Genomic DNA, 23,033 nt, shown 5'->3' on the forward strand with positions numbered 1-23,033 from the left:
GGGGGGGCCGGCGGGCCCGCCCCCCCCCCCGCCCCCCCCCCCCCCCCCCCCCCCCGGGGGGGGGGGCCCCCCCCCCCCCTCCCCCCCCCCGCCCCCCCGCCCGAACTCTTGGAACCGGTCCTACAGGGTCCACTGCTGCGAGGCGGCCCCGGAGCAGGTGAACTGCTGGAGCCTGGCGCTGTTCGCCGTGGAGGCCCCGACCACGCCGAGGCACTTGCCGGAGTGGCGCGCGACGAGCTCGGTGTGGTTCCCGGCGGCGCGCAGCTGCCACTGCTGGTTGGTGCCGCCGTTGCACGCCCATTGGATCGCCCTGGCGCCGTCGGCGGTCGAGGCGGCGTCGACGTCCAGGCACCGGCCCGACGCCGAGGAGACGATCCGGTAGTAGCCGCCGCCCGCGTCCTGGAGCTCCCACTGCTGGTTCGCGCCGCCGTGGCAGTCGTACTGGATGATCTCGGCGCCGTCGGCGGTGGAGCCGCCGACGACGTCGACGCACCGGCCGGAGTTCCGGTTGACGATGTCGACCGTGGTGACCTCGCCACCGCCGTCGACGTCGTCGCCCCAGCCGTAGCGGAGGCGGTCGGCGCCGCTGTCGTTGCGCAGGGTCAGGTTCAAGTTCGCCCCGCTGCCGCTCTTGGCGAACATCGAGTACCAGTCGTAGCCGATGCTGCCGGGCTTGCCGCCGAGGGCGGGCCAGTAGGTCCCGCCCATGCCGTTGGCGCGCATGACGTCGGTGACCGCGCGGATGTGACGGACGAAGTTGTTCGCGCTGCCCGCGTCGCTGTAGTTCAGGCCGTTGTCCATCGGCGCGCCGAACTCGGTCACGACCGCCCTGTCGGCGCAGTCGCCCAGGCGGGTCTGGACGTGGCTGCGCCAGGCCGCGTAGTCCATCTCCCCGTAGAAGAACGCGTAGTGGTGGAAGGACAGCAGGGTGCCGTCGAAGCGGCTGTCGTCGCAGATCGGCCTGAGGTCCTGGCTGTAGCCGGTGCCGCCGATGAGGACCCGTTCGGGCGGCGCCGAGTAGTGGTACTCGAGCCAGTCCGCCGCGACGTCGCGCCACTCCGCCGAGCTGTAGCCGTGCGGCTCGTTCATCGGTTCGAAGTAGACCTGGCCGTTGGAGCCGTACTGGTAGGTCACGGTGGACCACATGGTGTTGAACGCGGCCATGTTCGTGATCCGGCCGCCGGAGGCGGCGCCGTCCTCCCAGTAGGCGAGGATGACCTTGAAGCCGCGGGCGGTCGCGGCGTCGATGGCGCCGCGGTAGGCGTTCCACCAGGCCGTGCCGACGGTGTGGGTGTTGATCGGCAGCCGGACGGTGTTGACGCCGAGGAGGGACTCCATGTCGTCGTAGACGGCGTTGGCCTTGGCCTGCACGGTGGCGTAGCTGTCGGAGGCGCTCAGGCCGTCGATGACGAGCGGTCCGGTGCTGAAGTTGTCGCCCAGGACGGCCCAGTTGACGCCTCTGAAGTCGCTGGTGTCGGCCTGTGCGGGCGAGGCGGCGGTCAGCACGGTCGCGGGCACCAGCGCCAGTGAGGCCAGTGCGGTGAGCAGCAGGCGCCGGAGGCGGCGCCGGTGCGGCGGGGACGATGGGCGGTCGGTGCGCATGTGGACTCCTCAAGGGGCGGGCGACGGTGGGCCGCGGAGAGTGGTGCGGCGGCGCCGGCCGAGGAGCGAGGGGGTTCGGCGGGTTCGGGCCCGGGACCGGGAGCCGTTCGGATCACGGTAACGAAAACCCATAGAAGAAGTCAAGAGTTGCGATATATTGGGACTGAGGCGGCCGGTCCAGGGCCCGCGACCTTGGGACGCCGCCGCAAGCCCGTGCGGGGCTTCCTCGAGTCCCGACCGCGGGTGCCCCGGGTTCGCAGGCGCCCCGTGGACGAGGTCCCGGCAGCGCGACGCCCGCGGCCGGTCGTCCGGCCGCGGGCGCCCGCGCGTCGTCGTCAGGCGTTCAAGCGCCTGGCCAGCAGCTCCTTGCCCTCTTCGGCGCCCTTGCGGCTCGCGCCCTGGGCCCGTTTGAAGAAGTCCGCCAGCTCGCTGTCGCCCGCGCTCTCGGCGTCGGCGATGTAGGTCTCCAGGCGCAGCGCGTTGCTCAGGCACGCCTCGACGAACCAGATGATGTTGTAGTCCTTGTCAGGCGTGCCGGTCACATGCCCGGTCTCCCGGTCGGTCATCGCGATCCCCCTCGGTCGTCGACGTTCGCCGAACGGGTACCCGCCGGGCGCGCACCGACACATGCGGCGCCGCCCCGCCTCGGGGAGGACGGGGCGGCGCCGGGGGAGTGGTTCGCGGGAGGGCCGCTACAGGGTCCGGGCGCGGCGGCCCGACCGCGTCCCCTCGGGACGGTCCGCCGCGGTCACCCGCAGGTCCACAGGACCGCGTTGTAGACGTTCAGGTCGGCGTCGTCGACGCCCACGAAGACGTGCCCGGCGATCAGGGAGCCGTCGGCGCTGATCTCGTCGGCCCCGTCCTCTCCGCGGCCGCCGTGGTCGGCCACGCCCGGGAGGTCGAAGACGGTCCCGCCGACCTGGTAGGCGGCGGTCCGCACGTCGGGGCGGTGGCCGGCGACGGTCCCGTCGGCGCTGACCGCCACGGAGTAGTCGAGCTCGGTCATCTCGGCGGTGCCCTCGGCCAGGTTCCAGCGCACGCCCGTGCTCGCGAACCCGAGTCCCGGCGCGAACAGCTGGCCGGAGGCCCAGTCGCCGTTCAGGTCCATGGCGATGGAGCTGATGTCGGCGAGGTCGACCCCTTCGGGCGCGGGCAGTCCGGCCCCGGTGCCGTCGGGGTGCCACAGGTACGGCTTGCTGCCCCCGGCCCCGTCGTAGTAGGCGCCGACGACGGTCCCGTCGTCGCCGATGTCGTAGGCGGCGCCGGCGTAGGCCTCCTCCGGCAGCGCGAGGTCGACCGGCCCGGACCCGTCGGCCGGCCAGACGACCGGGACGTCCTGGGCGCCGCGCCGGTCGACCCCGGCGACGTCGCCGCGCTCGTTGATCCCGTGCGCCCGGCCGCCGTCCTCCTCTGCCGGCAGCTCGGAGAGCTCGCCGTCGCGCCAGACGTACGGCACGTCGTAGCCGTCGACGGTCGTGTACCCGGCGGCGGTGCCGGAGGCGTTGACGTCGTGGAGCCGCGGGTGGTCGCCGGGCATCGGCACCTCGGTGACCGCGCCGTCCGCGTAGAGGCGCGGATGGGCCCCGAGGCCGTCGGGCCAGCTCTGGTCGAGCGGCAGCGCGTAGTAGGCGATGACGGACCCGTCGTCGCTCATGCCGCTCACGTTCGTGGACACGAGTCCTTCGGGGATCGGCAGGGTCTCCAGGACGCAGGACGGCGCCGCCTCGGGCGCGGTCTCGTCGGCCGAGGCGAACTGCACCGCGTACGCGGTGGTCGCCGCGACCGCGGCTCCCGCCGCCGCGGCGGCGACGGCGCTGCGGGCCTTGAACCTTCTTGACATCGGGTCGGATTCCTCTTCCTCGCTCGGCGGCTCGGTCGCCGGCGGAGCGGTGCTCCGCCGGCAGGACCACTCTGCCGCAGACGCGCGCGTTCCACGAGGCGGTGGACCGGCGGGAGACCAGCGGGAAAGCGGCGGGAAGCCCCCGGCTGGCCCGCGAGCAGGCCGACCCGCGTCAGGTCGCCAGGCCGTGGCGGTAGGCGTAGACGACCGCCTGGACCCGGTCGCGCAGGCCGAGCTTGGCCAGGATGCGCGACACGAAGGTCTTCACGGTCTCAGGGCTGATGACCAGCGCCGCGGCGATCTCGCCGTTGGAGCGGCCGTCCGCGATGAGGCGCAGCACCTCCAGCTCGCGCGGCGTCAGGGGCAGCTCCTCCGGGACGTCGCCCGCGGGCCTGATCCTGGCCGCGTACCTGCCCACCAGCGCCCGCGTCACCTCGGGGTCCAGCAGCGCCGCGCCCGTCGCGACGGTGCGGATGCCCTGGAGCAGCTGCGTGGGCGGCGCGTCCTTGAGCAGGAACCCGCTCGCTCCGGCCCGCAGCGCCTCGTAGACGTACTCGTCCAGGTTGAACGTGGTCACCACCAGGACCTTGACCGGGTCGGCCACCTTGTCGCCCGCGAGCCGCCGGGTGGCCTCGATGCCGTCGAGCACCGGCATCCGGACGTCCATGAGCACGACGTCCGGGCGCAGCCGAGCGGCGAGCTCGACCGCGGCCCGCCCGTCGCCGCACTCGCCCGCCACCTCGAGGTCGGGCTGCGCGTCGATGATCGTCACCAGCCCGGTGCGGATGAGCATCTGGTCGTCGCAGACCAGGACCCGGATCGGCGCGGTCACGACGGGCTCCTCGCCGGGATGCGCGCCCGCACGACGAAGCCGCCGTCCTCCCGCGGGCCCGCGTCGAACTCGCCGCCGAGGAGGTCGACCCGCTCCCGGAGCCCGGCGAGGCCGCGCCCGCTCCCGGCCCCGACCCCGGGCTGCGGACGGGACCCGTCCGTGCTGACCTCCACGGTGATGTCGCTGTCGCGGTGGCGCACCCGCACCGCGGTGCGGGTGCTGCGGGCGTACTTGAGGGCGTTCGTCAGCCCCTCCTGCACCACCCGGTAGGCCACCAGGTCGGCGCTGCCGGTGGCCGCCGCGGGCGTGCCCTCCTCGGTGAACTCCACCTCCTGCCCGGCCCGGCGCGTCTGCTCCACGAGCGTGAGCAGCCTGCCGACCGTCGGCGTCCGCGACTCGGCGCCGTGGTCGGGGTTGAGCAGGTCGAGCAGGTGCCGCAGGTCGGTGGTGGCGCGGCGGCCGGTGTCGCCCACGGCCTTCAGGGTCTGGTCGAGCCTCTCGGGCGCCCCGGTCAGGTACCGCGCCGCCTCGGCCTGCACGACCATCGCCGTCACGTGGTGGGTCACGACGTCGTGGAGCTCGCGGGCGATGCGGGTGCGCTCGGCGGCGCGGGTGGCCTCGGCGACGCGGCGGCGGCGCTCGGCCTCGGCCGCCCGGGTGGCGCGCAGCCAGGCCCCGACGCCCCAGGCGACGACCGCCAGGAGGTAGAACACCACGAACCCGTCGAGCCTCTCGGTGGAGCCGAGCCCCACGAGCGCGAACGCGACGGCGACGTAGGCCGCCGTGAGGACGGCCGCGGTCGTCCGGCGCAGCCGCTCCAGGTGGGCGCCCGCGCTGATGATCGCGATCGCCAGGGCGGTGCCCGCGACGACGTGGTAGCTGCCGAGCATGGACACGGTGAAGCCCAGCGACACCAGGGCCAGGCTCGCCAGCGGCCACCGCCGCCGGACCGCCAGCGGGAGGCACAGCAGGGCCAGCACCACAATCGTCATGGGGCCGAACGGGTTCGAGGGCAGATCGCCGACCTGCGTGACGTACTCCTGGAGCACGGGCACGAACGAGAGGCCGACGAACAGCAGGCCGAGGGGGAGGTCCCGGAGCGTGACGTCGAGCCGCCGCCACCGCTCCGGGAGCCGCCGAAGCATGTTCACCGGGGCAGTCTAGCGACGGCCTCGGCGCGGGCGGCGCGACGGAGCGGCACCAGGCGGCCGCGTCGCTTTGCCAGCCAGAGGAACACGATGCCGGTCAGGACGCAGAACACGATCGAGTACACGCTGCCCTCGGGGCCGAACTCCCCGCCCGAGACCAGCATCGGGCCGGAGGTGGCGGCGTCGAGGAGGCCCTGCGGGGTGCCGTTGCCGGACACCTCGGTGCTGAAGATCGCGGAGGCGGCGAAGTTCCATCCGAAGTGGATGCCGATGGGGAGCCACAGGCTCCGGGTGGCGATGTAGGCGGCGCCGAGCATGAAGCCGGCCTCGATCGCGATGGCGGTGACGCCCCAGAGGGTCGCGTTGGGGTTGATCAGGTGGGACATGCCGAACAGAACGCTGGTGAAGGCCAGCGCGAGCCCGGTGCCCCACCACTGCTCGAGGATCCGCAGCAGCACGCCGCGGTACACCAGCTCCTCGCTCACGGCGGCGGCCGCCATGAAGCCGAGCAGGCCGATCACGGCCTCGGGGTCGCCGACGCCGTCCACCTCGTAGTGCCCCAGGAGGGCGATGTTCAGGATGACGAGGCCGAACAGCGCGACGCCGAACAGCGTGCCCCAGCCGGTCCCGGTGACCGAGCTCTCGCGGCCGAGTTCGACGACCGTGCGCCGCTCGGTCAGGCGGACGATCCACCGGTAGACGACGACCGAGAGCACGACGGTGGCGAGGCTGATCGCCAGGACGAGCCAGTGGTCGCCCTCGAACGCCAGCGAGGCCTGACCGCCGATGGCGACGATCGCCCCGACCGCCAGGAGTTGCCATACCAGTCTCATGAAGCTTCCTTCCACATTGCCGCGGCGGGGGCGCCGCGGCTGCGGTGAACGCTACGGACCGGACCGCCCCGCGTCGTCCCCGTGAAGTCGACACTTGCGCGTAGCTCGCACGGGGGACGGAACCGCCGAAACGCGGGCGGCCGCCCCGGGGTCCGGCGGCTCCAGAAGGGATAACGCGGCCCCGGGCCGGGTACGCCGCGGACCATGGAGCGACACGCGATGCTCAAAGGCGCAGGGGACGACCTCCGAAGGGTGCGGCGCTTCGTCCGCGGGGTGTCCGACCCCGGCAGCTGGGCGCGGGAGACGGCCGTCCAGGCGCTGAAGGCCGGGCTCGCGGCCGTCCTGGCCTGGATCGTCGCCGCCGACCTGCTCAGCCTGCCCCAGCCCTACCTCGCGCCGTGGGTGGCGTTCGCCGTGGTCAGGCCGACGGTGTACTGGTCGGTCCTGACCGGCATGCGGCAGGTGGGGGCGGTGGTGCTCGGGGTCGCCGCCGCGTCGCTCGCCGTCTGGCTGATGCCCGGCAAGGAGCTCGCGCTCGCGGTGTGCGTGCCGGTGGCGTTCCTGGTGAGCCAGTGGCACCGCCTGGACGACCAGGGCCTGTACGTGCCCTTCACCGCCCTGTTCCTGGTCGCCGTCGACAGCGTCAACGGGCCGTCCGTGCTGTTCCGGCTGCTGGAGACGGGCCTCGGCGCCGCGATCGGGATGGGGGTGAACCTGCTGGTGGCGCCCCCGCTGCGGGTCCGCGCCGTCGGCGCCCGCGTGCGGCGCGACGGAGGCGCGACCGCCCAGCTGCTGCGCGACATGGCCTCCGGGCTGCGCGGCGAGCGCGACGGCTCCGGCGCCGACTCGTGGTCGGCGCACGCGCTGCGGCTCGACGGCCGCTCCGTGGAGACGCGCTCGGCGATGCGCCGCGCCCGCGACGGCCTCAGGCTCAATCTCCGGCGGCCCGCCTACCGCGACGCGGTCGACCGGTTCGCCGCCGTGTTCGACCTGAACTGGCGCCTCGCCCAGGCCGTGCGGACGCTCGCGGACGTCCTCGACGACGGCGACCGCGACGCGATGTCGGACCGGTCCTTCGACCCCGACTTCAACGAGGAGTGCGCCGCGGCCCTCGACGCCGCCGCCGACGCCTACGAGCGGCGGCTCGACGAGCTGCTGCCGGACGGCGGCGGCGACGGCGCGGACGGCCTCGACCGCGACTGGTCGGAGCGGCTGGACGCGCTGGAGCACCGGGCCGACCGGGCCGGGGCCGACCGCGCCGTCGCCGAGGCCCAGGCCGCCCTGATGGTGGCGGTGCGCCGCCTCTTCCAGGAGCTGTCCCGCTGACTCCGGTCCCGCCGGACCGCGCCGCCCTCGATGCAGCCCGCCCCGGACCGGCGCCCGGCCCCGGCGGCGAATCCGAGAACAGGCCGCCCCGGCGTCCGGCGGATCGGTGCCGGGCGCCGGGGCGGCCCTCGAGGGGGCTTATTCCCAGCGGAAGAACCGAACGGCCACCGCGGTGCTCACCAGGATCGCCGCGCCCATCGCGACGAGGTGCGCCGGGTTCTGGTCCATGTCGGCCCACGCGCGGCCCATGGCCTGGACCGCCGCGCCGAAGGGCAGGGACTCGCCGACCGCCGCGAGCGGCGCGGGCAGGTTGTCGGTGGGGCCGAACATGCCGCCGGTCGCGCCGAGCGCGAAGAACAGCGTCAGGCCGATCGCCACCGCGGCGTTGCCGGTGGGCGCGACCGCGGCGACGAGCAGTCCGAGCGCGTACATCGTCAGCGCCGCCAGCCCGAATACCGCCAGCGCGGCCCCGAGGCGGTCGGGGACGCCCACGTCGAAGAACAGCATCGCCGCGGTCACGGCGAGCGCGACGCCCACCAGCGACTGGACGAGGCTCACGACCACTTGGGCGGTCAGGATCATCCCCGGATGCGCGGGCGTGACGGCCAGCCGGCGCAGCACGTGCGTGCGGCGGTAGTACGCCAGGAAGCTCGGCATGTTCACCACGCCGACCGTGGCGATGACGATGGTGAGCACCAGGGGCATGACGTACAGCTCGAAGACGCTGACGCCGCCCACGGAGGCCTCGCCGAAGACGCCCATCCCGTTCATCACGAGGATGAGCAGGGGCAGCCCGAGCGGGATGATCAGGCCCGCGGTGTCGCGGACGACCATCTTCCCCTCGGCCGCGACGAGCGCGGCCCAGGCGCGCGGGCCGGGCCGGTGGGGGGCCGTGTCGATCGTGCTCATCGCTCGCTCCCGGAGGCGTCGTCGAAGGGGCTGCCGGTCAGGGAGAGGAACGCGTCCTCGAGGGTGGCGCGCTCGAACCGCGTGTCCAGCGCGACCACGTCGGCCTTGACGAGGGCGGTGCTCACCGCGTGGAGGAGGTTCCCCGAGCCGGTCGCGACGACCTGGTCGCCGACCGTGCGCACCGAGCGGACCTCCTCGACCCGGTCGAGCACGGCGGGGTCGAACGGCGCCGCGGTGCGGAAGCGCACCACCTGCTCCAGCCCCGCGCGCGCCACGAGCCCCTCGGGCGTGTCGACGGCCGCGACCCGGCCCCGCTCGATGAGCGCGACCCGGTCGCAGAGCCGTTCGACCTCCTCCATGTGGTGGCTGACCAGCACCACGGTCACGCCGCGGTCGCGCAGCCCCTCGACGGTGGCCCACATGTGGCGGCGGGCCTCGGGGTCGAGCCCGGTGGTGAGCTCGTCGAGGACGACCGCCCTCGGATCGCCCACCAGCGCCAGCGCGATGTTGAGCCGCTGCTGCTGGCCGCCCGAGAGGTGCTCGAAGCGGGTGCGCCGCTGCCCGGTCAGGCCCACGTGCTCGATCAGCTCCTCGGGGTCGGCGCCGTCGCGGTAGAACGAGCGGTAGAGCCGCACCAGCTCCCGGACCGTCAGCGCCGCGTGGAGCGCCGCGTCCTGGAGCTGGACGCCGAGGACCTGCCTGAGCCGGTTCCGGTCGCGCCGCGGGTCGAGCCCGAAGACGCGCACCTCGCCGCGGTCGGGGCGTTGTAGCCCGGCCACGGCCTCGACGGTCGTGGACTTGCCCGCCCCGTTGCGGCCCAGCACCCCGTAGATCTCGCCCGCCTCGACGGACAGGCTCACGTCCTCGACGGCGACCGTGTCCCCGTAGCGCTTGTGCAGCCCCCGCACTTCGATGGCGTCCATCGTCCCCTCCCGGTTTCCTACGTTCCCCTCGACGCTAGGGGCCCGCGCGCCCCCGGCGCGCGTGCGAGAGGTCATGGGTCGGCCCCATGACTTCCGGCACGGGTGCCGGCGGCCGGCGGACGTTTAAGCTGGTGGCGATGAGACGGATAGGAGCGGACATCTGGGGCGGGGTCTTCGTGACCCTGGTCGGCCTGGCCATGCCCGTGCCGGTGGTCGTCGCCCACTTCCAGGGCGACGACCTGCCGGTGATCCCGACCGGCTGGTGGCTGGCCGTCTACGCCGGGTTCTTCGCGGCGTTCACGACCGGCATGTGGCTCATCGACCTGGCGCCCCGCCGCGCGGTGTGGACCGCGCTCGCCGCCCAGTCGGTGCTCGCGCCGGTGCTGGTGCTCACCGCGCCGGGGGCCGGGTGGACGCCGATCCTGCTGGTCCTGTCCGTCGCCGTGAGCGCCTACACGGTGCCGCCCCGCGTCGCGTCCGCGCTCATCGCGCTGAACACGGCCGTGGTCGCGGTCGCCACCGCCCGCTTCGCGGACACGGCGTTCGAGATCGGCATGGTCGCGGCGCTGTACCTGATGCTCCAGGCCGCGAGCGTCCTGAGCGTCCACGCCCAGCTGCACGAGGTCGAGTCGCGCCGCCGCCTCGCCGAGGCCCACGTGCGGCTGCGGGCCGCCGCGGCCCTCCAGGACGAGTCGAGCCGCACCGAGGAGCGCCTGCGCATCGCCAGGGAGCTGCACGACGCCGTGGGCCACCAGCTGACGGTGCTGTCGCTGGAGCTGGAGATCGCCTCGCACCGGGCCGGGCCCGAGGCGGCCGAGTCGGTCGACCGGGCCAAGGCGGTGACGCGGCAGCTGCTCAGCGACGTGCGCGCCACCGTCGGCGAGATGCGCCAGGGCGGGCCGCGCCTGCGCGAGACCCTGGAGTCGGTGGTCGCCGACCTGCCCGCGCCCGCCGTGCACCTGCGCATCGACGACGCGGTGGAGGCCGACGCCGAGCTCACGCGGGCCCTCCTGCGCTGCGTGCAGGAGGTCGTCACGAACGCGATCCGGCATTCGCGCGCCGAGAACCTGTGGATCGCGATCGACTCGGACGGGGAGCGCGTCACCTTCGACGCCCGCGACGACGGCCTCGGGTCGGCGGCGTTCGAGCCCGGCAACGGGCTGCGCGGCATGGCCGAGCGCCTCGAGGCCCTGGGCGGGGCGGCCGAGTTCTCGGGCGAGGACGGGTTCCGGGTCCGGGCGGCGGTGCCCGCGTGATCCGCGTCTGCCTGGTCGACGACCAGCACCTGGTGCGCGAGGGCGTCAAGCGGCTGCTCGACCTCAGCGACGAGGTCGAGGTGGTGGCCGAGGCCGACGACGGCATGGCCGCGCTGGCGGTGATCGGGGAGACCCGGCCCGACGTGGTCCTGCTCGACCTGCGGATGCCCCGCCACGACGGCATCTGGACCCTGGAGGCCTTGCGCGACAGCGGCATCGAGATCCCCGTGCTGGTCCTGACCACATTCGACGACGACGAGCTCGCGCTGGAGGCGATCCGCGCCGGCGCCAGGGGCTACCTGCTCAAGGACGTGACCCTCCAGCAGCTGGTGAGCGCGGTGCGGACCCTGGCCGAGGGCCGGATGATGCTGCGGCCCGCGATCACCGACCGGCTCCTGCGCTCCCTGCGGGGGGCCGGGGAGGCGCAGGCCGCCGGGGCCGAGCCGCTGCCGCTGACCGAGCGGGAGCTGGACGTCCTCCGGCTCCTGGCCGCCGGGTTCAGCAACCGCGAGATCGCCGGGGCGCTGTTCCTCGCGGAGGGCACCGTGAAGAACCACGTGTCGAGCGTGCTGTTGAAGCTCGGCTCCCGGGACCGCACCAGGGCGGTGCTGCGGGCGCTGCACCACGGCCTGCTCGACTGACCTTTCAGGACAGATCTTCCCGCCGTCCGCGCCTCTCCCGCCGGTGCGCCCGAGCGCCCTCCAGAGTGGCCCGAAACCCCGATTCGGGCACGGTCGCCGACTCGGTCACGCCCGCCCGGGGATCGGCGCCCGCCTTCCACGGCTTCGCTACTATGTGCGCGGACGTTGCAATCGAGTCCGGGACGTGCGGTGCAGCGACAGCCGATGCGAGCTCGTGTTCGATCGACGGCAGGGCGTCGCCGCAGCGGCCCTCGACAATCCTGTTAGGAAGACATACCGTGGCGAAGCAGACCGTGGTCACCTTGACCGACGACATCGACGGGAGCGAGGCCGCAGAGACGGTCGAGTTCGGCGTCGACGGCTACCTCTACACCATCGACCTCTCGGCCGCCCACGCCGAGGAGCTGCGCGACCGGCTCACCGCCTACCAGGAGTTCGGCACCCGCCTCGGCCGCTACTCCACGCGCACCGCCGCCGCGGCCCCCAAGCGCGCGCCCCGGCGCGGCGACCGCGACCGCAACCTCGACATCCGCCGCTGGGCTGACGAGCAGGGCCTGCCCATCAAGGCCCGCGGCAAGATCTCCGACGAGGTGATCGCCAAGTACGACGCCGCGCACGCCTGAGGGCGCCCCGCGCCCGGTCCGGCGTCCGCTCAGGCGGACACCATGATCTGGGCGGCGTTCTCCTTGAGCGCGGCGTTGGCCCACCGCAGCTGCCGGAGCGTCTCCGGATGGCACGCCTCGGCGAGCCGCAGCAGCTCCCGCAGCTGCAGCGCCTGCGCGGTCTGGGAGAGCACCTCCCAGTCCAGGGAGACGCCCGCGGCCATGCGGTGGATCTGGCGCAGGTCGCTGAGGACCGCCAGCTCCGGGTTCCCGTCCCGCCCGAAGAGGTCCTCGCTCTCCCGCCGCGCCGTGTCGAGCACGGCGCCGCGCTTCCCGGGCGCGGGGTCGAGCTCCAGTCCGTGACGCCCGCCGATGCCGGCGAGCTCCTCGGCGTGCCGCCCGGACCAGGCGGCCAGGTCGCGGCCGACGTGGTACAGCTCGTGCTCGCCGCGGTGCCGGTCGCCGACCTCCAGGAGCGCGCCGGCCAGGTCGTTCTCGGCCCGGTGCAGTTCGCGGATCGCCATCGCCACGTGCTTCATCGGGCGCCTCCCCGCGGTCCGAGGTCCTCCCGCGCGCGGGCGGCCGGGCCGCCCCGCGTGGCGGGCACGTCCGCCGCCACCGGCCTCGACGCGGTGTTCGTGGGGGCCGGCGCGGGCGTGCCGCCGCCCGTCCTCAGCCGCTCCACGCGCGCGGCTCCACAGCACCGTCTGCGTCTCGGCCATGTTGTGGCCGTAGACCGCGATCACGTCGGCGTGGTCGACGTCCGCGTAGGAGCCCGGCTGCCCATCGCACGCGAACGACTCCTTGAGCGCCGCGGCCGCGGTGGCCGTGCACAGCCGCGTGTTGCCGTCCATGTGGCTGGTGCCGATCCCGCCGTGGCCGATGAGGGCCAGCGTGTAGTACTCCTCCAGGAACAGCTGCCCCGAGGTGTAGAACCCGATCGAGCTGGGCCCCGCCTCCTCCAGCAGCTCCTTCGTGCGCCCGGCCGCGGCGTCCATCGCGGTGTCCCAGTCGGTCTCCTCGAGCCGCCCGCCGCGGCGGATCAGCGGCCGGGTGAGGCGGTCCGGGTCGTGGTTGGCCTGCCAGCCGAACAGGTCCTTCGGGCCAAGCCGGCCGTGGTTGACCCGGTCGGCGGCGCGGCCCCGGACGCCGACGATCCTGCCCTCCCGCACCGCGATGTCGAGCCCGTCGCCGTTGGAGTGGAGGATCGAGGCCGAGGGCACCCAGGCGTCCACGTCGGCCTCGGTCAGGCCCGGCTCCAGGAACATGTCGCGCCGTACGGGCCAGGGCTCGCCCGCGTCGTACGGAGTGCGGGCGCCCCACGGTTCGGCGATGCGGTCGCGTTCAGGCATGCGGCCCTCAATACCCGCGCCTGACCGGCCTAAACGTCGATTCGGACGCCCGCGCGGGGGATCGGTCAGGAATCGAGAAGCCCCGGGGGCGGCCGCGGAAATACGGTTGGGGACATGAGCAACCGCACCGTCTCCGCGAAGGAAACCGCCATGAACGCCATCGACGCCATCACCCTCGAAGTCACCGACACCGCCGCCGCCGAGGCCTTCTACGAGGCCGCGTTCGGCCTGGGCGACCGCCTGCGGGTGCGGGCCACCGACGCCCCGACCGCCGGGTTCCGCGGCTATGCCCTCTCGCTCGTGGTCTCCCAGCCGAGCACCGTCGACAGCCTCATCGGCACCGCGCTCGCCGGCGGGGCGACCACGCTGAAGCCCGCCTCGAAGAGCCTCTGGGGCTACGGCGGCGTCATCCGGGACCCGTTCGGCACGATCTGGAAGATCGCGACCTCCCAGAAGAAGGACACCGGCCCGGCCACCCGCGAGGTCGACGAGTTCGTGCTCCTGCTCGGCGTCGCCGACGTGGCCGCGACCAAGCAGTTCTACACCGACCACGGCCTGACCGTCGGCAAGAGCTTCGGCCGCAAGTACGTCGAGTTCGCCGCGCCCGAGAAGACCGTGAAACTCGCGCTCTACAGCCGCAAGTTCGCCGCGAAGGACGCGGGGGTCGACCCCGAGGGCAGCGGCTCGCACCGGCTCGTGGTCGGCGGCGCGGCGTTCTTCACCGACCCGGACGGCTTCCAGTGGGAGACCGCGGCGGCCTGAGCCCCGCACCGAGGCGCGGGCCTGAGGCCCGCGCCTACTGGGTCACCGTCGTGATCACGGCCGTGGTGGTCACGGCCGCGATCGCGGCGTTCGTCGCGTTGATCGCGTCCTTCACCGCCTCGGCCGCCCACCGGCCCTCGACGACGGCGTCGGCGCGCCGCTCGAGAGCAGTCCACGAGATCTCCTCGTATTTGAGGACGAGGTGCATCTGGCCGCTGGCGGCCAGGAGCGCGATGACCGCGCCCGTCCGCGGATCGGGGGCCTCGCCCCCGACGAGCACCGCCTTCATCCGCTCGCGCAGCCCGGCCTCGTGCCGGGCGTCCGCCGCGGGCCAGGTGGTGGAGCGGAACAGGCCGAGCACCTTCTTGGTGTTCCGGCGCACCAGCCCCTTCTCGACGAGCCGGTCGGCGACCGGGACGCGCAGCTTCGTGCCGATCAGGATCAGCAGCTCCTGCGCGGTGCGGGGCTTCTCGGCGATGAGCGCGTGCGCCTCGGCGAGCATCGGGTCGCCCGGAGCCGGCCCCTCGGCCGCGTGCACCTTCGCGCTGCCGAACGCCCGCTTCGCGGGCTCGAACCGCACGTGCCCCTCGATCGCGAGCTCGATCAGGACCGCGCCGCCCAGGGGGTAGTAGAGCGTCCCCTCGCCGGCGATGTGCCCCTTCTCGTCGTCGAGGAGGAGCAGGAGCAGGTCTTCGACGATGAGCGTCGCCATAGGGGGCCTCTCGTTTCGCGCCGGGATGCCGAATGAGCCGGTTTCGGGTTAAATCGTACCCGGATCGGAGGCGCGGAACAGGGACACGGCCCTGCGCACCACCTCGAGCATCTGGTCGCGCGTGGCGCCCCGCGGGTGTCTGACCTCCAGCTGCGCGTTGACCGCGGCGACCGCGCCGTCGAGCGTCCGCAGCTCGTCGGCGGTGAGGTAGTTCTTCGCGACCCGCGCCGAGGAGGCGGTGAAGGACCCGTCGTGCCTGCGGGCGCCCGCGAGCTGCTCGCGGGTCTCCCGGATGACGCCGGCGGTCATGCCGAACAGCCCCGCGTAGAGGGCGTTCTGCACCAGCCGGTAGTCCTCGGAGACGCCCCCGCCGAGCTTGAGCGAGTCCAGCACGTTCCGGTAGTCGGTGCGCTCCCGGAGCCGGGCGGCGCGCGCCGCCGCGGGGGAGCCGGGCCGCGTGGACGACTCGGTCGCCAGCAGGTACCCGCGGACCCGCTCGGCCACCGCGGAGCCGGTCAGGAGCTGCCCGGCGGCCAGGATCGCCTGCCGGGTCCACGCCTGGAGCCGCCTCGCCCGGAAGGCCTCCGGCGGCAGCTCGCCGCGGAACCGGAACTTGAACTCGCGGAGCGCCTCGCCGCGGAGGTCGGCCAGGCCGGCCGCCCGCAGCTCCTCCCGGTGGCGCCGCACGAGGTGCCGCAGCTGCTCGACCGGGACCTCGTAGAAGGCCGCCACCTGCGTGTCCGTGGCGTGGCGGTCGTCGGGCAGGAGCACCAGCGTCCCGGCCTCCTCGAGCACGCCGGTGCGGTCCTCGGGCCGCGTGCGCGGCGGCCCGGCGGGCGCCGCCTGTTTCGCGATCATCTGGCTCGTACCCTCCCGTACCGTCTGAAACGCCGTGCATCCCTCCTCATTTTAGTCCGCCTGTACGACAAGCGGCCACTCCGAGGGGGCGGCGTCCGATCGGATGCGCCCGGCGATCCGCCGGCGTCCGACGCCGATGAGCAGCGAGGTTATCGCTCGCCTTCGCCGATGCGGGGCGCACCGCCGATTGATGAACGCTCCCATGCTATTGCGCTCCGCGGTAAGCGCTGTATATACTTCAATGCAAAATTGAATCGATTCATTTCGATATAACGATGCGAGTGCACCGTGAAGCCCCGGCATGCCCACGGTGGCCCGCGCCCCTCCGCCGAGCCCGGCGGAACCCACCCTCACGAACACGCGGAGTGATCATGCGTACATCCCGGAAACGGCGGCTGCAAGGCCTGTCGGTCCTCGCGGCCGCCAGTCTCGCGGCCGTCGCCATCCCGACGGCCGCGAGCCTCACCGCCCAGGCCGCCGCCGTCCGCTACGAGGCGGAGAACTCCCCGGCCACCTGCGCCGGCACGATCGACTCGAACCACGCCGGGCACTCCGGCAGCGGGTTCTGCAACTCCGACAACGCCGTCGGCGCCGCGAGCCAGTTCACCGTGAACGCCTCGACCGCCGGGAACGCCACCCTGGCGATCCGGTACGCGCACGGCGCGACCGACACCCGCTCGGCGGACATCGTGGTCAACGGAACGACGGTGCAGTCGGCCAGCGCGTTCAGCGCCACCGGCGCGTGGACGACCTGGTCGACCAAGACCGTCACCGTGCCGCTCAACGCCGGGAGCAACACCGTCCGGCTGGTGGCCACCACCGGCGCAGGCCTGGCGAACATCGACTACGTCGAGCTCGACGACGGCGCCCCGCCCCAGCAGGGCGACGGCCGGTACGAGGTCGAGGCGCTGAACCGCGGGGTCACCGTGGTGCCCTCGGGCGGCGGGAACCTCGTGTCCTGGCGGCTGCTGGGCACCGACGCGTCGAACGTCGCGTTCAACGTCTACCGCGGGAGCACCAAGCTCAACTCGTCCCCGATCACGGGGGCGACGAACTACCTCGACACCGGCGGCTCCTCCAGCTCGCAGTACACGGTGCGAGCGGTCACCGACGGCACCGAGGGGACCGCCTCGGGCGTCGAGGCCCGCTTCAACTCCAGCGGCTACCTCGACATCCCGATCCAGCAGCCCTCCGGCAGCGGCTTCACCTACGAGGCCAACGACGCCAGCGTCGGCGACCTGGACGGCGACGGCGACTACGAGTACATCGTCAAGTGGTACCCGTCCAACGCCAAGGACAACTCGCAGTCGGGGACCACCGGCAACACCATCATCGACGCCTACGAGCTCGACGGCACCCGCCTGTGGCGCATCGACCTGGGCCGCAACATCCGCTCGGGCGCGCACTACACGCAGTTCCAGGTGTTCGACTACGACGGCGACGGCAAGGCCGAGATCGCCATGAAGACCGCCGACGGCACCCGCGACGGCCAGGGCACGGTGATCGGCTCCTCCAGCGCCGACCACCGCAACTCGGGCGGCTACGTCCTGTCCGGCCCGGAGTTCCTGACGATCTTCAACGGCCAGACCGGCGCCGCGATGGACACCGTCGACTACGACCCCCCGCGCGGCAACGTCTCCTCCTGGGGCGACGACTACGGCAACCGCGTCGACCGGTTCCTCGCCGGCACCGCCTACCTCGACGGGGAGACCCCCTCGATGATCTTCGCGCGCGGCTACTACACGCGCTCGGTGATCTGGGCCGTGGACTGGAACGGCACCGACCTGACCACCCGCTGGACGTTCGACTCCGACGACGAGGGCTCGCAGTACGAGGGCCAGGGGGCGCACAGCCTCTCGATCGCGGACCTGAACGGCGACGGCCGCCAGGACATCGTCTACGGGGCCATGGCGATCGGCTCGGACGGCAACGCGCTGTGGAACAGCCGCATGGGCCACGGCGACGCGCTCCACGTCTCGGACTTCGTCCCGAGCCGGTCGGGCCAGGAGGTGTTCATGGTCCACGAGTCCAGTAGCGCCCCCTCCTCGAGCCTCCTCGGCTCCAACGGGTCGGTCCTGTTCCAGACCAGCCCGGACGGCGACAACGGCCGCGGCGTCGCGGCGAACGTCCTGTCGTCCAACGCGGGTGCCGAGTACTGGTCCTCGAACGTGAGCGGCCTGCTCAACAGCAGCGGGTCCAACATCGGCTCGAAGCCGGCCTCGGCGAACTTCCTGGCCTGGTGGGACGGGGACGGCGAGCGCGAGCTGCTCGACGGCACCCAGATCACCAACTACCCCTCGGGCACGCAGCTCTCGGCCTCGGGCGTGGCCACCAACAACGGCACCAAGTCCAACCCGTCGCTGTCGGCCGACCTGTTCGGCGACTGGCGCGAAGAGGTCGTCTGGCGCACGAGCGACAACCGCGCCCTGCGGATCTACGCCACCCCGCACCAGACGAACCTGCGCATCGCCACCCTGATGCACGACGTCCAGTACCGCGTCGCCATCGCCTGGCAGAACACCGCCTACAACCAGCCGCCGCACCCGAGCTTCTACATCGGCTCAGACGTCACCGGCTACCCCTGGCCCGACGTCCGCACCCCGTAGGAGCACCCGCATGAGGCGGGGCGGGCCGCAGGCCCGCCCCGCCCTCGCGCGCCGATGAATCCGGCGGCCCCGCCTCGTCATACCTCGCAGACCCGTTCGAACGAGGAGACGCCATGACCGAACCGCAGACGCACACGCTGGAAGCGCCCGGAGCCGTGCTGCACTACGACCTCCGCGAGGGCGCCGGCGCCGAGGCGCCGACGCTGCTCCTGATCGGCTCCCCGATGGCCGCGCCCGGCTTCGCGACCCTCGCCTCCCACTTCACCGACCGCCGCGTGGCCACCTACGACCCGCGCGGGTCCGAGCGCAGCCGCCGCACCGACGGCGCCGCCGCGACCACCGTGGAGGAGCACGCCGACGACCTCCACCGCCTCATCGACGCCCTCGGCGGCGGACCGGTGGACGTCTTCGCCAGCAGCGGCGGCGCCGTGAACGCCCTCGCGCTGGTCGCCCGCCACCCCGGGCAGGTGCGCACCCTCGTCGCCCACGAGCCGCCCGCGTCGAGCGAACTGCCCGACCGCGAGGCGGTCCTGGCCGTCTGCCGCGACATCCGCGAGACCTACCTGGCCTCCGGCTTCGGGCCCGCCATGGCGAAGTTCATCGCCCTGGTCTCCCACGACGGCCCGGTCACCGCCGAGTTCCTGGAGCGGCCCGCGCCCGACCCGGCGGCCTTCGGCCTCCCGACCGAGGACGACGGCGGCCGCGACGACCCGCTCCTGGGCCAGAACATGGTCACCGGCAACGCCTACGAGCACGACTTCGCCGCACTGCGCGAGGCGTCGACCCGCATCGTCCTCGCGGTCGGGGCCGACTCGGGCGGGATCCTCCCGGCCCGCGCCGCCCGCGCCGTGGCCGAGCGCCTCGGGACCGAGCCGGTGGTCTTCCCGGACGGCCACGGCGGCTTCCTCGGCGGCGAGTACGGCCAGACCGGCAAGCCCGACGAGTTCGCGAAGGTCCTGCGCGAAGTCCTCGACGCGTAGCGGCGCGCCCGGCGACGGCGCCCCTCGTCCCGGGCCCCGGCGGACCGCGCCCGCAGGCGGATGCGGCCCGCCGCACCCGCCCGCGGGCGCTCCGGCCGCCCGAGCCGCGGCGGTTCCCGCAAGGCCCCGGCGACCGCCGGGGCCTTGCGACCCATAGTTGAAAATGGTTATCGTATCGAGGAATCGGTCCCAGGCCGCGGCACCGGCCCCGGCTGCGCGGCCCGACCGGGACCCCCGCGCCACGACCACCGCGAGCCGACAAGGAGCATCGATGCGACCAGGAGCGATGTGGAGCCTCGGCGACTACGCCGCGGCCGGAGACCGCTGGGCCGAGGCGAGCCGGAGGCTCGCCCGGGAGCAGGCCGCGCCCGGCCTGGCGGTGCTCGACCTCGCCTGCGGCCCAGGGCCGCTCGCGATCGAGGCCGCCCGCGCCGGTGCCGCGGTCACCGCGCTCGACGCCGCTCCCGCGCTGCTGGACCTCGGCCGGCGCCGCGCCGGGGCCGCCGCGGTCGCCGTCGAGTGGGTCGAGGCCGACATGACCGCCGTCCCTCGCGAGGACGCCTCCTTCGACCTGGTCGCCTCGGCCTTCGGGTGCATGTTCGCGCCCGAGCCCGAGGCGATGGCGGCCGAACTGGTCCGCCTGTGCCGCAAGGGCGGACGGATCGCGGTCCTGGCGTGGACGCCCGCCTCCGCGTTCGGCGCGATGGGCCCGCTGGCGGCACGGTACCTGCCCCGCGGGGGAGGGGCCTCGCCCGTGGAGCGCTGGGCCGAGCCCGAGCGGGTCCGCGAGGTCTTCGCCGATCTGCCGGTCCGACCGGTGTTCGCGACGCGCACCGTCGACGTGGTCTGGGACGGCCTCGACCAGGCCGTCGACGAGATCACCGGCCGCAACCCGGCCTGGATCACGATCCGCTCGGCCGTCGAGCCGACCGGCCGCTGGCCCGAGCTCGAATCGGACCTGCGCGGCCTCTTCGCCGCCCGCGGCCGCAGCGAGAACGGCCGCTTCGTCCTCACGGTCGAGTACCTGGAGACGCTCGCGCAGCGCCCGTGACGCCTTGAATCCGGCGGTTCCCATGCGCGCGCGGGCATATGCGCGCCAAGGCTGGGCACGAGCACCGCCTCGGCGCAGTGTTCATGCGCGCGTGGGCATATGCGCATCTTCTCGGTATTCGACGTCACCCGCCGCCCGATGCGCCCGCCGCCTGCGGTTCGACCGGCGCCCTTCCCGGAGGACCATTTTTCCTCCTCCTAGGACTCGAAAATGATAATGATTTTCGTTAGCATGATGGGGACCCCGCTCCCGAGCCGACGAGGAACCCCATGGCCCCCGCCCGCCCGCACCCGGCGCTCGCCGCCGCGGCACTCCTGCTCCCACTGGCCTGGCCCGCCCCGGCCGCCGCCGAACCCGCCGACGACCGCACCGTCCTGTCCGCCGGCCACGCCGACGCCATGCAGGTCTACCTGGACGGCGACCGGCTCGACCTGCGCGTCAAGGACGACACCGGTCCCACGACCCGCTACCACGACCCCGACGACGTGCTGTTCCACGTCCTGCCGGAGGCCGAGGCGACCATCCCGGACGGCGAGACCTGGAGCTTCATCGGCGAGCCCGGCGACCCGATGTGGATGCTGCCGCTCACCCAGGACCCCGAACTCCTGTGGCCCGGCTGGAGCACCGAACCGCTCCCCAAGGGGCGGTTCGAGGACGACCGGGTCTCCCTGAACCTCGTGGACGTCTCCGGCCCCGGCGACGTGGTCCTGTGGACGGTCCGCAACTTCGGGCAGCCCAACCTGTTCGCCTCCTCCCGCGACGGCCTGCCCGACGCCGTCGAGGTCGGCGTCCCCGCGCACGTCCACTCCTACTGGGCCTTCACCGCCGAAGGCGACTACACGCTCACCTGGCAGGCCGCCGGCACGCTCGCCGACGGCACCACCGCGGCCACCGACGAGATCGAGTACCACTGGCGCGTCGGCGACGCGCCCCCCGAGCCGGACCCCGGCCCCGGCCCCGGCCCCGACCTCCCCGACGAGGCCGACCTCGACGGCCGCCTCGTCCTCGACGAGGGCCACGTCGACGTCCTCTCGGTCGGCGGCGACGGCGACGGCCTCGACCTGCGGACCAAGGACGGCACCCGCCTCCACGACCCGTCCGACGTCTACCGCGACCCCGACGACGTGGCCTTCCACGCCACCCCCGAGTCCGAGACCGTCCTGGGGGAGCAGTTCGCGAACCCCGGCTACGACCAGGTCGGCGCGCCCGGCGAGACCCGCTGGCTCCTGCCCGACACCCAGCGCGACGGCGTCCTCTTCGCCGGCTGGGACACCGCCGAGGTGCCCGCCGGCGCCCTCGCCGACGACGCGGTCGACCTGGCCCTCACCGGCTTCAGCGGCCCCGGCGAACTCGTCGTGCTCACCGTGGACGACTTCGGCGACGCCTCGGTGAAGATCGACACCGCGGACGCCCTGCCGCAGGCGATCGCCACCTCGGCCCGCACCCACGCCCATGCCAACTGGTTCTTCTCCGAGCCCGGGATCTACCGCCTCACCTGGCAGGCCGAGGCCGAGGCGCCCGACGGCACCGCGCTCGCCTCGGCGCCGCAGGACCTCCTCTTCGTCGTCGGCGAATGGCCCGGCGGCGGCGATCCCGACCCGGACCCCGACCCGGTGCTCGAGGACACCCAGACCCTCACCGCCGAACTCGACGCCGACACCGGCGGCCTGGTCCTCAGCGTCGACCCCGGCGACCGCACCGTCGCGTTCCCGGCCCCGACCCTCGGCCCCGACGCCGCCCGCTGGTCCACCGAGGGCGAGCTGCGGCCGGTCACCGTCACCGACACCCGCTCGGCCGACCCCGGCTGGAACGCCACCGCGCAGGTCTCGGACTTCAGCTTCGCTGAACATGAGCACGGCACCTCCGGCGACCACGAGCTGTCGGGCGCCCACCTCGGCTGGCTCCCCACCCTGACCTCCGGCGGCGAACGCCAGACCGTCACCCCCGGGCCCGCGGTCGCGGGCCTGCTCGACGGCGGCCCCGGCCTCGCCTCCTCGCAGCTGCTGGCCTCCGCCGACCCCGGCGCGGGCACCGGCACCGCAGTGCTCCAGGCCGACCTGTTCCTGGACCTGCCCACCGACGCCGAGTCCGGTACCTACACCGCGCTCGTCACCTTCACCGCCATCTGAACCACCTGAAAGGAACTCCGCCTTGCGAACCCTCCCGAAGTACGCCGCCGTCGCCGCTGCCGCCGCCGCGGTCCTGGCCGCCACCGCCGCCCCGGCGACGGCCCACGGCCCGTCCTCCCTCACGCTCATCGACGAAGGCCACGTCGACGTCTTCGGCGTCGCCTACGAGGACGGCGCCCTCGACCTCCACGTCCACGACGACGGGAACGACGCCGAGCACGCGCCCTCCGAGGTCCTCCTCGTCGTCGACTCCGAAGCGAAGACCACCGCGCCCGCCGGCTACGACTTCCTCGACGACGGCGACTCGGACGTCTGGATCCTCCCCGACACCCATGTCGAGGGCCTCCTGTTCCCCGGCTGGGCCACCGAGGAGATCGCCCCCGGCGACTTCGCCGACGACACCCTCACGCTCACCGTCCACGACGCCTGGGGCGACGTCGACCTCTACACCGTCGACGACCTCGGCGACCCCGACGTCCTCTTCGACTCCGACCAGGGCCCCGGCTCCTGGGACGTCACCGCGGGCGGCCACGGGCACCTGAACTGGGCCTTCGGCGAAGCGGGCCTCTACAAGCTCACCGTCGAGGCCGAAGGCGTCCTCGCCGCCACCGGCGAGACCGTGTCGACCGGCGAGGTCGACTACTGGTTCTGGGTCGAGAAGTAGGAGTCCC

The 23,033-nt window shown here is 73.6% G+C and carries 20 protein-coding genes and 1 pseudogene; 10 read left to right on the forward strand and 11 right to left on the reverse strand.

Translation table 11 applies throughout. From position 1 onward, the window contains the following. Positions 1 to 120: 120 nt before the first annotated feature. The 6 genes from LO763_RS26795 to LO763_RS26820 form a co-directional block, all read right to left on the reverse strand. The gene (locus tag LO763_RS26795; protein ID WP_230791110.1) at positions 121 to 1,602 is read right to left on the reverse strand and encodes a ricin-type beta-trefoil lectin domain protein; all 1,482 of its coding nucleotides are present in this window, start codon (positions 1,600 to 1,602) and stop codon (positions 121 to 123) included. 335 nt (positions 1,603 to 1,937) lie between these two features. Next, entirely contained in the window at positions 1,938 to 2,168 is a 231-nt protein-coding gene (locus LO763_RS26800; protein ID WP_230791112.1) for a hypothetical protein, read from the reverse strand. A gap of 182 nt (positions 2,169 to 2,350) precedes the next feature. After that, positions 2,351 to 3,442 carry a hypothetical protein gene (locus LO763_RS26805; RefSeq protein WP_230791114.1) on the reverse strand — a complete coding sequence of 364 codons (1,092 nt, stop codon included), beginning with the start codon at positions 3,440 to 3,442 and terminating at the stop codon, positions 2,351 to 2,353. Between the two features lie 172 nt (positions 3,443 to 3,614). Continuing rightward, positions 3,615 to 4,274: a response regulator gene (locus tag LO763_RS26810; RefSeq protein WP_230791115.1), complete on the reverse strand. Its 660-nt coding sequence runs from the start codon at positions 4,272 to 4,274 to the stop codon at positions 3,615 to 3,617. Continuing rightward, positions 4,271 to 5,419: a sensor histidine kinase gene (locus tag LO763_RS26815; RefSeq protein WP_230791205.1), complete on the reverse strand. Its 1,149-nt coding sequence runs from the start codon at positions 5,417 to 5,419 to the stop codon at positions 4,271 to 4,273. Before LO763_RS26815 ends, LO763_RS26810 begins: the two co-directional genes overlap by 4 nt. Before the next feature lie 2 nt (positions 5,420 to 5,421). After that, a complete protein-coding gene (locus LO763_RS26820) occupies positions 5,422 to 6,255 on the reverse strand; it encodes a CPBP family intramembrane glutamic endopeptidase (RefSeq protein WP_230791123.1) in 834 nt (277 codons plus the stop codon). A gap of 204 nt (positions 6,256 to 6,459) precedes the next feature. On the opposite strand from LO763_RS26820, the gene LO763_RS26825 reads away from it, so the two are divergent. Further along, positions 6,460 to 7,581: an FUSC family protein gene (locus LO763_RS26825; RefSeq protein WP_230791124.1), complete on the forward strand. Its 1,122-nt coding sequence runs from the start codon at positions 6,460 to 6,462 to the stop codon at positions 7,579 to 7,581. A gap of 138 nt (positions 7,582 to 7,719) precedes the next feature. On the opposite strand, the gene LO763_RS26830 is transcribed toward LO763_RS26825, so the two are convergent. Next, positions 7,720 to 8,490 (reverse strand): ABC transporter permease, encoded by a 771-nt coding sequence (locus tag LO763_RS26830; protein WP_230791127.1) that lies wholly within the window; start codon positions 8,488 to 8,490, stop codon positions 7,720 to 7,722. Then, complete coding sequence (locus LO763_RS26835; RefSeq protein ID WP_230791130.1) at positions 8,487 to 9,413, reverse strand: ABC transporter ATP-binding protein; 927 nt, start codon at positions 9,411 to 9,413, stop codon at positions 8,487 to 8,489. Before LO763_RS26835 ends, LO763_RS26830 begins: the two co-directional genes overlap by 4 nt. Positions 9,414 to 9,550: 137 nt before the next feature. Here LO763_RS26835 and LO763_RS26840 point away from each other — a divergent pair, with 137 nt between their 5' ends. The 3 genes from LO763_RS26840 (at position 9,551) to LO763_RS26850 (ending at position 11,933) form a co-directional block, all read left to right on the forward strand. Further along, the gene (locus LO763_RS26840) at positions 9,551 to 10,669 is read left to right on the forward strand and encodes a sensor histidine kinase (protein ID WP_230791133.1); all 1,119 of its coding nucleotides are present in this window, start codon (positions 9,551 to 9,553) and stop codon (positions 10,667 to 10,669) included. Beyond that, entirely contained in the window at positions 10,666 to 11,310 is a 645-nt protein-coding gene (locus LO763_RS26845; protein WP_230791135.1) for a response regulator, read from the forward strand. The genes LO763_RS26840 and LO763_RS26845 overlap by 4 nt, the downstream gene beginning before the upstream one ends. Before the next feature lie 278 nt (positions 11,311 to 11,588). Beyond that, positions 11,589 to 11,933 carry a histone-like nucleoid-structuring protein Lsr2 gene (locus tag LO763_RS26850; RefSeq protein ID WP_230791138.1) on the forward strand — a complete coding sequence of 115 codons (345 nt, stop codon included), beginning with the start codon at positions 11,589 to 11,591 and terminating at the stop codon, positions 11,931 to 11,933. Positions 11,934 to 12,601: 668 nt separating this feature from the next. Here the strand turns inward: LO763_RS26850 and LO763_RS30190 are convergent. Further along, positions 12,602 to 13,264, reverse strand: a pseudogene (locus LO763_RS30190) (molybdopterin-dependent oxidoreductase); the annotation flags it as partial. Between the two features lie 150 nt (positions 13,265 to 13,414). On the opposite strand from LO763_RS30190, the gene LO763_RS26860 reads away from it, so the two are divergent. Beyond that, positions 13,415 to 14,026, forward strand: coding sequence for a glyoxalase (locus tag LO763_RS26860; protein WP_369432097.1), 612 nt, complete (start codon positions 13,415 to 13,417; stop codon positions 14,024 to 14,026). 34 nt (positions 14,027 to 14,060) lie between these two features. On the opposite strand, the gene LO763_RS26865 is transcribed toward LO763_RS26860, so the two are convergent. Then, positions 14,061 to 14,738 carry a GOLPH3/VPS74 family protein gene (locus tag LO763_RS26865; protein WP_230791146.1) on the reverse strand — a complete coding sequence of 226 codons (678 nt, stop codon included), beginning with the start codon at positions 14,736 to 14,738 and terminating at the stop codon, positions 14,061 to 14,063. Between the two features lie 48 nt (positions 14,739 to 14,786). Further along, on the reverse strand, positions 14,787 to 15,596 hold the full coding sequence (locus LO763_RS26870) for a hypothetical protein (RefSeq protein WP_230791153.1): 810 nt from the start codon (positions 15,594 to 15,596) through the stop codon (positions 14,787 to 14,789). 371 nt (positions 15,597 to 15,967) lie between these two features. On the opposite strand from LO763_RS26870, the gene LO763_RS26875 reads away from it, so the two are divergent. The 5 genes from LO763_RS26875 to LO763_RS26900 all read left to right on the forward strand — a co-directional run bounded on the left by LO763_RS26875 (position 15,968) and on the right by LO763_RS26900 (position 23,026). After that, the gene (locus tag LO763_RS26875; RefSeq protein ID WP_230791156.1) at positions 15,968 to 18,202 is read left to right on the forward strand and encodes a rhamnogalacturonan lyase family protein; all 2,235 of its coding nucleotides are present in this window, start codon (positions 15,968 to 15,970) and stop codon (positions 18,200 to 18,202) included. Positions 18,203 to 18,315: 113 nt separating this feature from the next. Beyond that, complete coding sequence (locus LO763_RS26880; RefSeq protein WP_230791158.1) at positions 18,316 to 19,182, forward strand: alpha/beta hydrolase; 867 nt, start codon at positions 18,316 to 18,318, stop codon at positions 19,180 to 19,182. Between the two features lie 271 nt (positions 19,183 to 19,453). Beyond that, positions 19,454 to 20,233, forward strand: coding sequence for a class I SAM-dependent methyltransferase (locus tag LO763_RS26885; RefSeq protein ID WP_230791161.1), 780 nt, complete (start codon positions 19,454 to 19,456; stop codon positions 20,231 to 20,233). Between the two features lie 269 nt (positions 20,234 to 20,502). Further along, on the forward strand, positions 20,503 to 22,362 hold the full coding sequence (locus LO763_RS29300) for a choice-of-anchor M domain-containing protein (RefSeq protein WP_255673068.1): 1,860 nt from the start codon (positions 20,503 to 20,505) through the stop codon (positions 22,360 to 22,362). Positions 22,363 to 22,384: 22 nt separating this feature from the next. Continuing rightward, positions 22,385 to 23,026: a choice-of-anchor M domain-containing protein gene (locus LO763_RS26900; RefSeq protein ID WP_230791164.1), complete on the forward strand. Its 642-nt coding sequence runs from the start codon at positions 22,385 to 22,387 to the stop codon at positions 23,024 to 23,026. Positions 23,027 to 23,033 lie beyond the last annotated feature (7 nt).

Source organism: Glycomyces amatae (assembly GCF_020991375.1).
Classification (GTDB): Bacteria; Actinomycetota; Actinomycetes; order Mycobacteriales; family Micromonosporaceae; genus Glycomyces; species Glycomyces amatae.